Source organism: Methylocystis sp. (genome assembly GCF_046349115.1).
GTDB lineage: Bacteria > Pseudomonadota > Alphaproteobacteria > Rhizobiales > Beijerinckiaceae > Methylocystis.
The window spans coordinates 404,622-419,369 of sequence record NZ_JAXMCX010000002.1; the positions used below are offsets into that span (position 1 = coordinate 404,622).

16 protein-coding genes and 1 pseudogene are annotated in these 14,748 nt (G+C 62.4%); 9 read left to right on the forward strand and 8 right to left on the reverse strand.

The features are described from left to right. Positions 1–29: 29 nt before the first annotated feature. From U1E20_RS07685 to U1E20_RS07705, 5 genes are all read right to left on the reverse strand, one after another. Positions 30–1,106, reverse strand: coding sequence for a cytochrome-c peroxidase (locus U1E20_RS07685; protein ID WP_409980006.1), 1,077 nt, complete (start codon positions 1,104–1,106; stop codon positions 30–32). Then, positions 1,103–1,786 carry an SCO family protein gene (locus tag U1E20_RS07690; RefSeq protein ID WP_409980007.1) on the reverse strand — a complete coding sequence of 228 codons (684 nt, stop codon included), beginning with the start codon at positions 1,784–1,786 and terminating at the stop codon, positions 1,103–1,105. The genes U1E20_RS07685 and U1E20_RS07690 overlap by 4 nt, the downstream gene beginning before the upstream one ends. Next, positions 1,783–3,066 carry a selenium-binding protein SBP56-related protein gene (locus U1E20_RS07695; protein WP_409980008.1) on the reverse strand — a complete coding sequence of 428 codons (1,284 nt, stop codon included), beginning with the start codon at positions 3,064–3,066 and terminating at the stop codon, positions 1,783–1,785. Before U1E20_RS07695 ends, U1E20_RS07690 begins: the two co-directional genes overlap by 4 nt. 33 nt (positions 3,067–3,099) lie before the next feature. Next, positions 3,100–3,369 (reverse strand): DUF4242 domain-containing protein, encoded by a 270-nt coding sequence (locus U1E20_RS07700; protein ID WP_409980009.1) that lies wholly within the window; start codon positions 3,367–3,369, stop codon positions 3,100–3,102. A gap of 64 nt (positions 3,370–3,433) precedes the next feature. Further along, positions 3,434–4,027 (reverse strand): TetR family transcriptional regulator C-terminal domain-containing protein, encoded by a 594-nt coding sequence (locus tag U1E20_RS07705; RefSeq protein ID WP_409980010.1) that lies wholly within the window; start codon positions 4,025–4,027, stop codon positions 3,434–3,436. Positions 4,028–4,570: 543 nt separating this feature from the next. Here U1E20_RS07705 and ctrA point away from each other — a divergent pair. Continuing rightward, positions 4,571–5,272 carry a response regulator transcription factor CtrA gene (ctrA, locus tag U1E20_RS07710; RefSeq protein WP_409980011.1) on the forward strand — a complete coding sequence of 234 codons (702 nt, stop codon included), beginning with the start codon at positions 4,571–4,573 and terminating at the stop codon, positions 5,270–5,272. Between the two features lie 143 nt (positions 5,273–5,415). On the opposite strand, the gene U1E20_RS07715 is transcribed toward ctrA, so the two are convergent. From U1E20_RS07715 to chpT, 3 genes are all read right to left on the reverse strand, one after another. Further along, positions 5,416–6,156, reverse strand: coding sequence for a hypothetical protein (locus U1E20_RS07715; protein ID WP_409980012.1), 741 nt, complete (start codon positions 6,154–6,156; stop codon positions 5,416–5,418). Between the two features lie 241 nt (positions 6,157–6,397). Beyond that, positions 6,398–6,607 carry a hypothetical protein gene (locus U1E20_RS07720; RefSeq protein WP_409980013.1) on the reverse strand — a complete coding sequence of 70 codons (210 nt, stop codon included), beginning with the start codon at positions 6,605–6,607 and terminating at the stop codon, positions 6,398–6,400. 121 nt (positions 6,608–6,728) lie between these two features. Continuing rightward, positions 6,729–7,418, reverse strand: a complete 690-nt coding sequence (gene chpT / locus U1E20_RS07725; protein ID WP_409980014.1) for a histidine phosphotransferase ChpT — start codon at positions 7,416–7,418, stop codon at positions 6,729–6,731. A gap of 187 nt (positions 7,419–7,605) precedes the next feature. On the opposite strand from chpT, the gene cysQ reads away from it, so the two are divergent. The 8 genes and pseudogenes from cysQ to U1E20_RS07765 form a co-directional block, all read left to right on the forward strand. After that, positions 7,606–8,460, forward strand: a complete 855-nt coding sequence (gene cysQ, locus U1E20_RS07730) for a 3'(2'),5'-bisphosphate nucleotidase CysQ (protein WP_409980015.1) — start codon at positions 7,606–7,608, stop codon at positions 8,458–8,460. A gap of 124 nt (positions 8,461–8,584) precedes the next feature. Next, positions 8,585–9,181 (forward strand): DUF1134 domain-containing protein, encoded by a 597-nt coding sequence (locus U1E20_RS07735; RefSeq protein WP_409980016.1) that lies wholly within the window; start codon positions 8,585–8,587, stop codon positions 9,179–9,181. Between the two features lie 630 nt (positions 9,182–9,811). Next, entirely contained in the window at positions 9,812–10,855 is a 1,044-nt protein-coding gene (locus tag U1E20_RS07740) for a hypothetical protein (RefSeq protein ID WP_409980017.1), read from the forward strand. Positions 10,856–10,978: 123 nt separating this feature from the next. Further along, positions 10,979–11,260, forward strand: a complete 282-nt coding sequence (locus U1E20_RS07745) for a YciI family protein (RefSeq protein WP_409980018.1) — start codon at positions 10,979–10,981, stop codon at positions 11,258–11,260. Further along, on the forward strand, positions 11,260–11,679 hold the full coding sequence (locus U1E20_RS07750) for an EVE domain-containing protein (RefSeq protein ID WP_409980019.1): 420 nt from the start codon (positions 11,260–11,262) through the stop codon (positions 11,677–11,679). The genes U1E20_RS07745 and U1E20_RS07750 overlap by 1 nt, the downstream gene beginning before the upstream one ends. Positions 11,680–11,842: 163 nt before the next feature. After that, complete coding sequence (locus U1E20_RS07755; protein WP_409980020.1) at positions 11,843–12,748, forward strand: outer membrane protein; 906 nt, start codon at positions 11,843–11,845, stop codon at positions 12,746–12,748. Positions 12,749–13,368: 620 nt separating this feature from the next. After that, on the forward strand, positions 13,369–14,649 hold the full coding sequence (locus tag U1E20_RS07760) for a pentapeptide repeat-containing protein (protein ID WP_409980021.1): 1,281 nt from the start codon (positions 13,369–13,371) through the stop codon (positions 14,647–14,649). Continuing rightward, positions 14,642–14,704, forward strand: a pseudogene (locus U1E20_RS07765) (hypothetical protein); the annotation flags it as partial. The gene U1E20_RS07760 and the pseudogene U1E20_RS07765, both read left to right, overlap by 8 nt. Positions 14,705–14,748 lie beyond the last annotated feature (44 nt).

A 14,748-nucleotide genomic window follows, 5' to 3' on the forward strand; every position in this document is an offset into this window, starting at 1 on the left:
CCTGCGGGTTCGAGGCGGACAGTTCCGATTCAAAGCGTCTCGAGAAAGGCGACGATCGCCGCCTTTTCTTCGACGGACAGATCCAGCGGGCGGATTTTCGGGTCGAGCGATGGATTGGCGCCGCCGCCGCGGTCGTAAAATTCGACAACCTCGGCGAGCGTGCTCAAGCTTCCGTCGTGCATGTAGGGCGAGCTCTCGCTCACGCCGCGTAGCATCGGGGTGGCATACGCCCAGCGATCGGCGGGCGCGTTGGTGATCTCGAAACGGCCAACGTCGTTCGACGCTCCGGCCAGAGCTAGGCCCACCGCAGCGATATCGACATTTTGGAATACGCCGGGCGCGAGTTGCACCAACCGTTTGGCGCGCCTCGCTCCGGACCGAAACGCGACCCCGGTGTTGTGCCAGGATTGGTCAGTGAACAGCGCCGTCTCGGTTCCGATCATATGGCAGGCGGCGCAGCCGGCCTTGCCAATGAAAAGCTCATAGCCCTGCCATTCCTCGGGCGTCAGCGCCGCGCGCTCGCCGCCATAGACCGCGCGATCGAAGCGCCCACCGCCGCGCAGCAGCGAAGCTTCATAGGCGGCGATGGCGCGGCCCAGCGTCATCATTGTTGCGCCTTCGCCCGGAAAGACCGCATCGAATAGTGACCCATAGTCCGCGTCAGCGCGGAGGCGGCCGATCAGCGGGCCGATGCCGGCGTTGTCCATCTCGTCGGCGGCGAGCAGCGGCCCCCAGACCTGCGCTGCGAGATCGGTCTCGCGACCGTCATGGAAGAGGAATTTCTTGAAGACGACATTGTAGAGCGAGGGCGCATTACGCCGCAGCGATCGCCCCTCCATGCCGATCGAAAGCGCGCTTTGGTTTGAGGCGTAGCCCTGCGCGGGAATATGGCACATGGCGCAGGAGAGCGTGCCATTCGCCGAAAGGCTGCGATCGAAGAACAGCTTCTCGCCAAGCTTGCGCATCGCAGGCGTTCCCGCGACTGCGGCGGGAACCGGAGGGAGACCCAGCGGCGGTTCGATGGCTTCCCCTGCGGCGCTGTTGAAGCAGCCCAGCACAGCGAGAATGGTCAGAAAGCGCACAATGAAGAACTGCGCAACGTTCATTTTGCGGTCACCGCATTGCTCGCGTCCGGAAACTCCATCGCGAGCGTTCGGAGGTCGTTCAGCAAGCCTTCTGTCGTCAAGAACGCCGTGCTGTAGATCTCGCGGACCCGGCCTTCGGGATCGATCAGAAACACTTTCAGCATATGATTGATCGCGCCGGTGCGCCTCCCAGCGCGATCCGTCTCATAGGCGATATCCTGTCCCATGGCGGCAAGCAGCGGCGTCATCTCCGCTTCGCTCGCGCCGGCGAGAAAGACCCAGGGCACGTCGCCGCCGCGCTCTTGCGTCTCCAGCAAGCGCAAGACGGAAGGCGTGTCGCGGTTGGGATCGAGGCTGACGAAAACAAGGCGGAGCCTGCCCTTCAGGAGCGGATCGGTCTCCGCCTGTTTTCGCGTCTCTTCAAATGTCGACCATGCAACCGGGCAGCCGAGGGGATCGGCGCAGCGCGAATAGAAGAAGCCGAGCGCAGTCACCGCGCCCCGCGTGTAAGCGGAGAGCGACGTCCGCCTGCCTTGCGCGTCGAGCAGCGACGCCTCTGGCGCGCTTTGGATCGAATGCAGCACATAGCTTCCGGGCGCCGGCAGTCTCGTGGCCGCCGGGTCCACAGCGAAGGCCGACGTCGCTCCGAGCGCGAGCACAAAGGCGATCGCGGCTCTCAAAATGCTGCGGCGCGCGCTCACGGCAGCTCGGCCTTCTGCGCGCTTGCGGTAAACTTCATATGATGCGCACGGCCGAGGCCCTCCTTGTGGAAGTCGACGACGAAATCCTGCTTCAGCTCCTTGCCATCCCAGGAGTAGCCCTTCAGGAACTGCTCGTTTTCGGCGCCCTTCTTGTCCCAGTTGGCGAGTAGCGAGGTCGTGAAATAGACTCTCTTCCCGTCCCAGCTTTGCGAGACCATGTTCACCTGCGCGCCGATCTTTTTCGCATAGACTTGTTTCGGCGCTTCCGGATCGGAAAGATCGAAGAGCCGCGCCGTCCCGTCCATGAATGTGTTGACCCAAAGCGACGAAGCGTCGGACGAAATCGAAATGTCGACGGGCAATGGAATCTTCGACGGATCGCCAATGTCGGCGACGGCTTTCGCCTGCCACTCGTTCTTGTCGTCCTGTTTGACCAAATAGAGTTTGGAGGTGAGCGCGCCAGCGGTGATCGCCCAATTCGCGCCGGGCTTCAGCGCCCAACGGATTTCGAGCGGCGCGCCGGGGACGGAAAACACCCTTAAAGGCTTCATCGCCTTCAAATCCCACATCACCATCGTGTTCCCGAAGTTCTTCATCGCGGAACTGTCCTGGATGAGTTGCGAGAGATCCATCATGTAGTTGGTCCAGCCCGTGAAACCCGACGTGAGCATGCGGTTCTGGGCCGGATTGATGGCGATGTCGTAGCCATAGCCGTCGCCGCCGTCACCAAGCGGCATGGGCGTCGTCGTCACGAGCTCGCCGGCATTGTTGTAAGTGATCAGCCCGGTGACGCCGCCGTGATCCTTGTTGTTGGAAAGCGCCTGCACGAGCATGCGGCCAGGCAGCGCGTAAAATGTGTGCGGCCCGACGTAGCCTGTGCTCTCGGCAAGATTGTCGATGGTCTTGACGAGCTTCGGCGTCGAGGGATCGGAGCCGACGTCGAAAATGAAAATCTTGTTGTCGTCGAGACGACCCGCCCAGAGATGTTTGCGATCGTCGGTGAAGCCCATGTGATGGGCTTCGCCGCGCCCGCCGACGGAAATGGCGTGAATCACCTTGCCGTAAGTCGGAGAGCCAGGAATGACGTCGATCGTGACGAGCTTGTCGGATCCATCGCCCACGCCTTTTTCGCCAAGCGTCCAGACATGGAGATACTGCTCCTGCCCTTTGATCAGACCGGTCATGAAAGGCGAGTTGCAGGTTTCGTCCGCAGCGGCAGGCGCAAGCGCCCAAACCAAGGCAAGCGCGCAGACGGCGGCGCGAGACGGCAAGCTTTTCATTTGAACCATTCTCCCTTTTTGGTCAGACTCCGGTCAGGCTGTGGCAGGGTCTATGATCGCCCTGATTTCGCTGATCCGGTTCGCTGGAAAGCCTCCTTGCGCCGCATGTTCTCTGATCGCTTCGGCGTCTTCGGCGATGTAAACGCAATAGAGCTTGTCGTCGGTGACATAGCTCTCGATCCATTGCGCCCGCGGGCCGAGCTCGCGCAGCACCGCGCAGGAGCGTTGCGAAACCGCCTGGAGATCGGCTTGAGTCATCTGGCCGGCGCCGGGAATGTCGCGTTCGATGATGAATTTCTGCATTGACCATCCTTCCTATCTTGCAACGTATTGATATGACCGGTCGTCTCATTTCGGCGAAAAAAGATCACGCCTTGAAGTAGCCGTTTAGCAACATGTCGCAAAACTGCGTCAGCGGACGCACCGAGCGCTCGATCTTCATGCGCAGCAATGCCCCCTGCCAGACGTTGACGAGGAAATCCGCCATGTCCTTCGCCTCCATGTCGGTGCGGAACCTACCTTCGCGCTGAGCTCGGGCGATTCCCTCGCGCAGTTTGTCACGATAGCGATGGACAGCCTGGCGCAGCGACGTCTGGCAGAGTTCGCTCGTGTCACCGATCTCGCCAATGAGATTGCCAAGGAGGCATCCGCCTTTGAAATCGCGACGCTCCGTCTCCTCAATCATCTCCTCAAAATATCCCTTGAGCGCGACGTCAGCCGTGACGCCCTCACGGCGCAGATGCGCGTCGAGCTGTTGGATGAATGGCTCGATATAATGTTTGACGACCTCTGCGCTGAACGCCTCTTTGCTTTCGAAGTAATTGTAAAAGGAGCCTTTGGGCACGCCGACGCTCTGCACCAACTCCTGCAGCCCGGTGCCGTGATAGCCTTGCTCCATTAGCAGCGCGACTCCACGGTCCAGGAGTTTCTCTCTCAGCTCATTTACGTCGCGTCGGCTCATCGTGTTATAATATGACCAGTCGTCTTAGTTTGGCAAGAGGGGCGCAAGGGTGCAAGACGGCCTCTCGCGCGCCAATCCGAACTGATGAAAAGCGCGATGAACCGAATTTGCCGAGGCCGAGGGCCTAGTCCGCTGCGCGCGTCGCCCGCACTTCTTCGCGGCGCCTCATTCACGCCGCGCATCGGGCCGGATGATGACGCAAATGGGGCGAGAAACGCTGATACGCAGCCTCGCATGAGCCTCGAATACGCGTCGCGTATTTTGTCTTTGCCCACCTGACTCACGACGGCGTATAGATTGGTAACGACGTGATTCGCGTCGTTGTCCGTATCCTTCCAGACGTAGCGTGACGCGTCCGCCTCGCTTGGCGCCCATGATTAAGACTTTGGGCCGCGTTTGAGGCGTAAGTGAAGGTTTATTAACCAATTCCGCTTACCTTCCTGGAAGGTCGGTCAGGTCGCAGGGGCGAGGACTCGCCGGCCCGCCGGCGCGCGCTCTTGGCGCGGGCCGGTTGTGGACGACGAAGCTCGGTGGGGAACCAACATGCGCGTTTTATTGATCGAGGACGACAGCGCAACGGCTCAAAGCATCGAGCTCATGCTCAAGTCCGAGAATTTCAACGTCTATACGACCGACCTCGGCGAAGAGGGCATCGATCTCGGCAAGCTTTACGACTACGACATTATTCTTCTCGACCTCAATCTGCCGGATATGTCCGGCTATGAGGTGCTGCGCACGCTGCGCGTCGCCAAGGTGAAGACCCCGATCCTCATTCTCTCCGGACTTGCCGGCATCGAAGACAAGGTGAAGGGCCTCGGCTTCGGCGCCGACGACTATCTCACCAAGCCCTTCCACAAGGACGAACTCGTCGCGCGCATTCACGCCATCGTCCGCCGCTCCAAGGGCCATGCCCAATCGGTGATCATCACCGGCGAACTCGTCGTCAATCTCGACCAGAAGACGGTGGAGGTGGCCGGCGCCCGCGTGCATCTGACCGGCAAGGAATATCAGATGCTGGAGCTGCTCTCGCTGCGCAAGGGCACGACTCTGACCAAGGAAATGTTCCTCAACCATCTCTATGGCGGGATGGACGAGCCGGAACTGAAAATCATCGACGTCTTCATCTGCAAATTGCGCAAGAAGCTCGCCAACGCCAGCGAAGGCCGCAATTACATCGAAACCGTCTGGGGCCGCGGCTATGTGCTGCGCGAACCAAGCGAAGCGGATGAGCGCATCACGGCGTGAGCGCCCCTGCTTCGGCCATCGTCCCAAAGCGCGACAAGACGGCCGACGTCAGTTGTGAGGCGTCGCCGCCGAGGCTGGATTTTCGACAGGTTTTCGCGTCCCGAAACACGCCGCTTTTCAGGAGCGCCGCCTGCGGCGGAAATTCAAAATGCGGTGAACCTCACGCCGGTCGAAATGTAATTCGATCCGCCATGCACGCCATTGATGGCGCCGAATACGCCCGAACGGTGATGCACGCGAACAAAAACCTCGAAAGGCGCTTCCTTGCTGGGAGAAAATGTAACCTCGGGGATGAGTAGATTGAGAAATCCATTGCCGTGGTGGCTACTGTCGAAATCTCTTTCAAAGCCAGAAACGCCGGTGACGTAACTTGCCCCAAATAATCCAAGACGGAAGTTGGTATATACGTAATCATTCCAAGGAAAATACGTCCACCTCGCCATGGGGATCAAATCAAACTCCCATTGGTTTCCCGTATAAGCGGTCCCAAAGCGCTTCGCGACGCCGCCCTCTATTTCAAGTTCGAGGGGGATGCTTTGAAAACGGTAGGCCGTGTAAATCGCATGGGCGTCGACAAGAAGGCCTGACTTGAAATCCTGACGCCAAGGTCTCAACAGCGTTATGTCGACCAATGCTTCATTGGTGAGCACGCCGACATAGCCCCCGAGCCGCAGCGTCGGTTCGGAGTTCGACGCGAGCATGCCGGCCATGATCGGAGCAGGCGGCGCGTCCTTGGCGAATTCTCCGGCAACCGAGGGAGTCATGGAAATCGACAAAACGACGCCGGCAAAAACGACAGCTGACTTTTTCATGCCTATCCCAATAGGTTCCGATTCCCGGTCAATTTGCCGACTTATATGATTGCCGCTCTTTAAGACCAACACGCCGCCCTTCCAAGCGAAACGAACCTGATGGCAACTTCATGACCTGTATCGCGAGGATTCGCAGAAGCCTCATTGGGCGGCCCTTGAGATAGACCCCGCGAAAAGACCGGCCCCGACGCCGGACAGTTGCATGATCTTGTCTCATTCTCAAATGGTTACGATTATTCTGGAGGCGCCGAACTTCTTGATACGGCGCGCTCGGCTGCGGCGATTATACTATCCGCTCTGGTCGCGCAGCGTCTTACTTGCCGCCCGTTTCCTGGGCGCCGTCGGTCGGCTTTTCCGCCTTGGCCTTTCGGCCGCATTGGGTCTGCTGTCTGCAATCCTGTTTCGCGGCAGACGCTTGGGAGCGGCTATGGTTCTTGCCCTTTGCGGCGGACGGGGCCGCTCCGGCAAGAACCAGCGCGATGGCGGCGGCGGCCGTCGAGGCGGAAGCGACCGAGATTTTCATTCGAAATCTCCATGAGCAGCTTTCTCTTCGATGCAGAACTGCATCTTACGCGGTTCGGGAACCGGGCCGCACGATCTTACGGCGATCGGGCGCGAAAAGCCCATTGCCGGCGAGCGCCTTCTCAGGCGGCGGCGCTCTCTGCGGACCCGTCCGACCCCGCGGTCTGCGTCTGCGCCGGGACCGCCTCGATGGTCACAATCTCGGGCTCGCCCGACACGACAACCCGCATCCCGCAGGCCTTTGCGACGAGGCCGGCGTAATAGGCCTGGATCGCGCGCGCGTCGATCGCGCCCTCTTCCGCTTCGCCTTCCAAGAGCTGCGGCACGTTGGCGGCGACTCGCGCATTGACGCCCTTCGCCTCGATCTTGAAGGCGAGCCCGTCGTCTTCGCCCGAGGAACTCACCGAAATGATTCCGCCGCGCGGGATCGCCGCGTCGGCGAGAAGGCACAGATTGAGGAGCAGCTTCACCTTGTTCTTCGACATCAGAACGCGCGGCACGCTCCACAAGAGCTGGGTGCGTTCGTCGGCGATCAGTTGACGCGTCACCAGTTCCGCGTCGCCGGTGTCGATCGACGCGCCCTTGGAGCCCGCCGCGCCGAAAGCGAGCCGGCAGAACTGCAGCCGCGCCGAGGCCTCATTGGCGCTTGACTTGATCAGCGCCAGCGCATGGCCGCGCATTTCGGCGTCCTTCTCCTCTTCGAGGACTTCAAGGCCGTTGACGATCGCGCCGACGGGCGAGATGACGTCATGGCAGACCCTCGACGACAGGAGCGCGGCGAGATCGAGCGGGTCGAGCGTGAATTTGGTCATGGCGCCATCCAAAGCGGGCGAAAGCGGCGACGTCTAAGGAAGCTCGGATTGAACTTCTAGTAGAACGCGCGACGGAATGACGTTACGGGCGAATCACCGCGTTCCGGCTGATCGAAACTAGCGGGCGCGGCGCGGATTGCAAATAACTCGCGCCGCGATTTTAAAACGTGCGAAGAGAAAGCTAACGATGACGGAAGGCAAATCCCTGCATACGCCGGTCGCGTCCGAGGAGTTGGAAGACCTCGCCCGCCTGTTCGCGACTCTCGCGGTCGCCGCCGGCGCGCTGGCGATGGAGACGTTCAACAACGCGAACATTGAATCGCGACTCAAGGGCGACAGGTCGCCGGTGACCGAGGCTGACGAGCGCGTCGAGGCCTATCTGCTGCGCGAACTCGAAAAATCATTGCCCGGCGTGCCCTTTTTGGCCGAGGAAAGCGCCGCGCGCGGCGTGACGCTGAGCGCAGGCGACGCCTTTTTATTGATCGATCCGATCGACGGCACCCGCGAGTTTCTCGCCCGCAGCGCCGATTTCACCATCAATGTGGCGCTCGCCGAAGGAAGCGCGCCGCGCGTGGGCGCCGTTTACGCGCCGGCTCACGGGCGCATCTGGTTCGCCGGCGCGCGCGGCTATGAGGCGGAGGCGGCGCCCGGCCGATCGTTGCCCGCGTCGCAGGACTGGCGTTTGCTGCGGGCGCGACCGCGTCCCGAAGACGGGCTCGTTGCGCTGGTTTCAAAATCCCACCTCGATGAGGAGACGAAGGCGTTTCTTTCCCGCCATCCGATCGCGCGCAGCATGTCGGCCGGCTCCTCGCTCAAATTCTGCCTGCTGGCCAGAGGCGAGGCGGACGTCTATCCGCGCTTCGGCCCGACGATGGAATGGGACACGGCGGCGGCGGACGCGGTGCTGCGCGCCGCCGGCGGCGCCACGCTCGATCCGGACGGCGCGCCGCTGCGCTACGGCAAGAGCGACGCCGCTTTTCGTAACGGCCCGTTCATCGCCTGGGCGGACCCAGCCGCGCGCGACGCCGCAACGCTTCCTTAACCGCGACGCGCGAATTTGAAGCAAGCAACGCCGGGCGTCGTCTTTGCGACGCGGCGGCGCCGCGCGTCGGCCATGGTTCGCGCCGACGCTTGCCCTGACATTCGGGTTCCGGAGTTTCGTCGCCATGAGCAAATCCTCGTTCAACGCCGCCTCGCGCCGCGATCTCATTCGCCTCGCCGCCGCCTCGGCCTGCGCATGGGCGGCGCCTTTGTCTTTCGCGCGCGCCAATCAGCGTCCCGAAACCTATTCGAGCGGCGAAATCGTCGAGAACGGCCATCGCTTCTTCGGCTCGATCTCGCGCGGACTCGCCGAAGGCGTCGAACGCGCCTCGCGCCAATGGGGCAGCCCGAACGCCTACATCCTCGGCCAGGAGGCGAGCGGGGCCTTCGTCGGCGGGCTCCGCTATGGCGAAGGCACGATGTATACGCGCAACGCAGGCCAGCAGCGGGTCTTTTGGCAAGGGCCTTCGATCGGCCTCGACGCTGGCGGCGACGGCGACCGGACCATGATGCTGGTCTATAATCTGCCGTCGGTCGACGCGATCTATCGGCGGTATTCGGGCGCCAATGGCTCGGCCTATCTCGTCGGCGGATTCGGATTCACGGCGCTCAACAATGACGAGGTCGTCGTGATGCCGGTGCGCTCCGGGCTCGGCGCGCGGCTTGGCCTCAATCTCGGCTATCTGAAATTCACGCCGGAATCGACCTGGAACCCGTTCTGAGACGATCGGAGGACGGCTCCAGCGGTTCGCGCGCGACGAAACTGCAAATGCCGCAAGCCGCGTCGCCGCGCTGCCGGCGCCACCGGCAGTCCTGACGAATGCCGCAGTCATATGCGGGGCTCGGCCTGACCGGCGCGCCGGCCTCCGCCAGAAGTTGCGCGATTCGGCCGAGCAGCTCGCATCCCCCGCCGCGCCAATGCGCGCAGTCGGTTTCGACGCAAGCTGGCGCGAATCGCCGGCGCGCGGCAGGCGCGCCCTGATATAGCGCCGCCGCCAGAAAGCCCTCATCGGCGGCAAGCGTCGTCGCAAAAGCCGGGGCGCTCGGGCGCTGATCGCCGCTCACGCGCGCGTCGCCGGCAGGAAGCGAAGGAACGCCGGGGCAGCGCAAACTCATATGGCTTCACTCCAATTCGTCCGCAAACCGCGTGCGCGGCGTGACTGACGCGGGTTCTGCCGCGCGCCGGCGGAGAAGTCGTCATCCGAATAGACGAAGCCGTAATTCGGCGCGGCGGACCTCTCCGGGCGCGCTCGAGCGACGCGAATCGCCCGGCGGGTTTTTGCGTTCGGCGTCATTACGTGGCAAAATCAATGACGCCGTCCGCTTCGAGACGGATCAAGGATTGCTGCGTCTTGATCGAACAAGCGATGTATTTTGCGCTCGGCTTTCTCGTCGCCGGGCTTTTCGCCTTGATGTTCCTGCCCGCTTTCTGGCGGCGCGCGCTTCGACTTTCGATGCGGCGGCTGCAGATGCTCGCGCCGATGACGATGGAGGAGGTCTTCGCCGAGCGCGATCTGCTGCGCGCCGAATTCGCCGTCCGCGAGCGGCGATTCGAACAGTCGATGGAATCGGTTCAGGCAACGCGCGCGAATGATCTCGCGACGATCGGCCGCCACGTCGCGCGAATCAACGATCTCGAAACGCAGCTCAAAGTCGCCGCGGCCGACAATCGCGACATGAATGTTCGCGTCGGCGAGGCGCAAAAGGCTCTGGCGGAGCGCACCGGCCTTCTGCACGCCACGGAGCGGGCGCTACAGGACATGACCGACCGCGCCGAGACCCGCGTCTCGCAGATGCGCCTGATTCGATCAGAGACGGCGCAGCTTAACGAAGAGGCCGGCGTGCAGCTGGAAGGGCTCGTCGCCGCCTATGAGGCGCGCGTCGCGGCGCTGCATCAGCATAACGCCGAATTGCAGGGCGTGCTGGAGGCTTTGCGCGAGGAAAATGCGCGGGCCGGCCTGCCCGACGCCCGGGCGACCGAACTCGAACATCAGCTTACCCATATTTCTGGCGAACTCGCGGCGACCCGCGCGCTGGGCGATACGCTCGCCGCCGAACTCGACGAGGCGCGGGCGAAGCTCAAAGCCGTCGAGGAGCGCCAAAAAAGCGAAGCGGATCAATTGGAGGGCGCTCTGCGCGTCGCTCGTGCCGAAGCCAACGACGCCGCCGGCAAGCTCGAATCGGCGCGCGCCGACAACGCCATGCTGCAAGGCGCGGTGGAGGCCTTGCGCGCCGATCGGGCCAATCTGCGCCGCGCCACTGGCGGGGCCAAGGGACTGTCGGTCGTTCCCGCCGCGGCGAGCGACGCTGAAATCGCGTCGCTGCGGGAGGCGATCGTCGAATTCGGCGACCGTGTGGTCGCGCAGGACTTCGAGGCGCCGGCCAAACGCGCCTGAGGCGCGGCCCCTCCCCGCCCCCAAAACTTTCGTCCGAAAGCGAAATCGCACGCGCGCGCGGTTGACCGGCGGCGCGCGCTTTGGAACAAGTTGCGCCTTCGCTCTACCTTCGCGAGGCCGCTCGTGCTCTTCGTCGCCCTTTGTCTGGATAAGCCCGATCATGTCGATTTGCGCCTGTCGACGCGCGCCGCGCATCTCACTTTTCTCGAAAAACACGCCGCGCGGGTAAAGCTCGGCGGCCCCTTGCTTAACGGCGAGACGCCGATCGGCTCGATGCTCATTCTCGACTGCGAAGACGAGGCGGCGGCGCGCGCGCTGCTCGCCGAAGACCCCTACGCAATCGCCGGCCTCTTCGCCTCTGTTGACTTAAAACCCTGGAAACGCGTGGTGGGAGCGCAGCTCTGATGGCGCATTGGCTTCTAAAGAGCGAGCCGTCGAGCTGGTCCTGGGATCAGCAGGTCGCGGCTGGGGCCAAGGGCACCTTCTGGAACGGGGTGCGCAACCATTCCGCCAAACTCAATCTGATGGCGATGAAGAAGGGCGAGCGCGGCTTTTTCTACCATTCCAACGAGGACAAGGCGGTGGTCGGGATCGTCGAAATCATCAAGACCTATTATCCCGACCATACCGACGAGACCGGCAAATTCGGCATGGTCGACGTGAAGGCGGTCAAGGGCCTGAAAAAGCCGGTGACGCTTGCTGAAATTAAAGGCGAGCCGCGTCTGAAGGACATGGTCCTCGTCAATAATTCGCGCCTCTCCGTGCAGCCGGTGACCGACGAAGAATGGCGCGTGGTGCTGGAGATGGCCGGCGAGAAGCCATAGGCCGCGCGCCGATCGCCACGCCGCCTGTTGCAGATATGGCACAGCTCTCGTGAAATGAACCAAAGCCCCTGCAAAAACATAAGGTTTTAATTGCGAAACGGCTTTCGCCTTGCTCAGTTGCCTTGGACCTTAATGAGTCGTTCGCAGCGGCGGGGACAGGGCAGTGACGAATAAATTCATCGCGAGCGTGGTTTTGGCTCTGGCGCTCGCCGCCGGATCGGCGTTCGCCGCGGATCTTCCCTCCCTCAAGGCGCCGCCGCCCTATGTCCCGCCGCCGCCGCTGTGGACCGGGTTTCACGTCGGTCTGAACGCCGGTGGAACGTGGGCCGCAAGCACGACGACCAATTTCGTCTCGACGCCCTTTGTCATCAATGGCGCCGACAATGCTCCCTGGGCTTTGGGCGCGGCGGCTGCGGGCTCGGGCGTCCTTTCGACCAATTGGGCCGGCTTCATCGGCGGCGGACAGATCGGCTATGATTGGCAGTTCGCCGGCGGTTTCCTCGCCGGATTGGAGACCGACATTCAGGGCGTCGCCGGCTCGAGCAACGGCGCCGGCGCGTTGACGCTCGCGCCGACGCCGCTCGCGGCGCAGGGGCTCAATTTCCTGACCAGCGTGTCGGCCGCCAAATCGCTGGATTTTCTCGGCACGGCGCGGGCGCGGCTCGGCTATCTCATCACGCCCACCCTGCTCGCCTATGCGACCGGCGGCCTCGCCTATGGCCAGGCGAGTTCGACCACCAATTTCTTCCAGCACGTGCCCAATGACACGCCGGGCTTCTGGCTGCTCGGCGCCAATCAGGGCCGCTATTCGCAGATGCGCGTCGGCTGGACCGCCGGCGCCGGGCTGGAATGGCTGTTCTGGCCGCAGTGGAGCGCCAAGCTCGAATATCTCTTCTATGATCTTGGCGCCGCCGCCTATCCGGTCGCAATCACCGGAGATTGGGAGACACCGACTCTCCTCGCCGCCAACGCCACTCAGGCGCGCGCGCGGTTCGACGGCCATGTCGTCCGCGTCGGCGTCAACTATCACCTCAACTGGGGCGTCGCGCCGATCGTCGCGAAATACTGACCTTCGCCAAAAAAAAAAGCGCCCGGCCAGGTTGGTCGGGCGTAGTGCGAGGGGGGAGGGGGAGCTCCGTGCGGATGGAACCCGCAGGGGTCTAGAATTGTTCCAGGCGGGCGCAAGAAACTCTGCTTAGAAACGACGCCTTTACGATAACATCTAGCGCATGATACGAGTTCCGGGTGATCTGCTCGGCTGTCATTCCAGACGCGCGCAACGCGCGCGATCTGGAATCCAGAGCAAAACCAGCATTCTTGAATTGGCTCTGGATTCCCGATCAGGCCTTCGGCCTGTCGGGAATGACACAGCCCCAGCGAACCGATCAGCCGGAATCCGTATGACCCCTGGGGTCAGGCGCGCGTTCTCCTCGCCTCTTGCCTCACCCCTGTCTCACCTGCAGGGCTCCGAATCCAGGTTAACGAAGCGTCGCCTCACCGCGTCATTGCGAGCGTCAGCGAAGCAATCCATCGCGCCGCCCCGCGGCTCTGGATCGCTTCGCTTGCGCTCGCGATGACGGCGGAAAGCAAGCCGAAATTAACCCGAGTTCGAGCCCTGGCCTCGCCTCTTGGCCTCTTGCCGACAACGGCGCGTCTGACGCAAAATGCGTTTGATTGCGAGTATAGCCGATGGCGTCGGACGAATTGCGCAAATTTCGATTGCAGCGGGCGAAGGATTTCGCCGCGCCAAAACCGACGCTGCCTGACATCGCCAAGAAGGCCGATGACCTTCAGGCGATCAAGGATACGGTCGACAGCGCCGCGACGGTCAGCGGCGCGCTGTGGCTCTCCTATCTTTTCGTGATGTTTTACATCGCCGTCGCGGCCGGCGCGGTGACGCATGAAGACCTCTTGCTTCAGCGCCCGGTCAAGTTGCCTTTTTTAAATGTCGAACTTCCGCTGCTGGCGTTCTTCTTCCTCGCGCCGCTCCTCTTCGTCGCGACGCATATCTATACGATCGTGCATTTCAATATGCTTGGCCAGAAGGCGGCGCGTTTTAACGCCGAGCTGCATCATCAGCTCAAAGACGAAAAAGAAATTCGCGACAAGCTGCGGCGGCTCTTGCCGAGCAATGTGCTGGTACAGATTTTCGCTGGGCCGCCGGAACTGCGCGACGGCCGTTTTGGCCTCATCCTGAAGGCGATCGTCATTCTGACGCTGCTCGTCTGTCCGGTTCTTCTGCTGCTGCTGTTGCAGATTCAATTCCTGCCTTACCACGCCGGCTGGATCACATGGACACAGCGCGGCGCGCTGATGTTCGACATTGCGATCCTTTGGGTGTTACGGCCGCCGACGCTTCTGAACGGCGTTGGCGGCTGGAGCTTTCATGGGGGCGAGGCGGAGACGGCCCCGAAGCGCGTGCGCGCGATGCGCGGCGCAGGTCTGGCCGTTACGGGCGTTCTCAGTCTTCTGGCGATCTGGTTCTCGGTGGTGGTGGCGACCATTCCCAACGAATGGCAAGAGAAGAATTTAGCCGCGCTCGACCCGAAGATTTGGCCGAACCCTAGCGAATGGCAGGCCGACGAGGTCCCATTAGTCTCTACCCGAGAGCGCCTTTTCGCGGGCGAGGTCGACCCAGTGACGCGCCGCCGCAAGAGCCTGTTCTCCAATACGCTCGTCTTGCCGGGCTTCGATGTTTACGTGGCGCTGAAAGTCGACGACAAGACGAAGCTCGATTGGAAAGACCATTTGATCGATCTTCGCGGCCGCGCGCTGGATCGGGCGGTCTTCTGGGGAGCGAAACTGCCCAAAGCGGATTTGAAAGCGGCGCAGCTTCAGGGCGCGTCGCTCGATGGGGCGGACCTTCAGGGCGCATCGCTCGTTCAGGCGCAGCTTCAGGGCGCGTCGCTCGATGGGGCGGACCTTCAGGACGCGTCGCTCGTTTACGCGCAGCTTCAGGGCGTTGCTTGATTCGGCCCGGCTTAAGGGCGCCTCGCTCGACCTTGCGCAGCTTCAGAGCGCATCGCTCTTTGCAGCGCAGCTTCAAGGTTCGTCCCTTGATCGGGCACA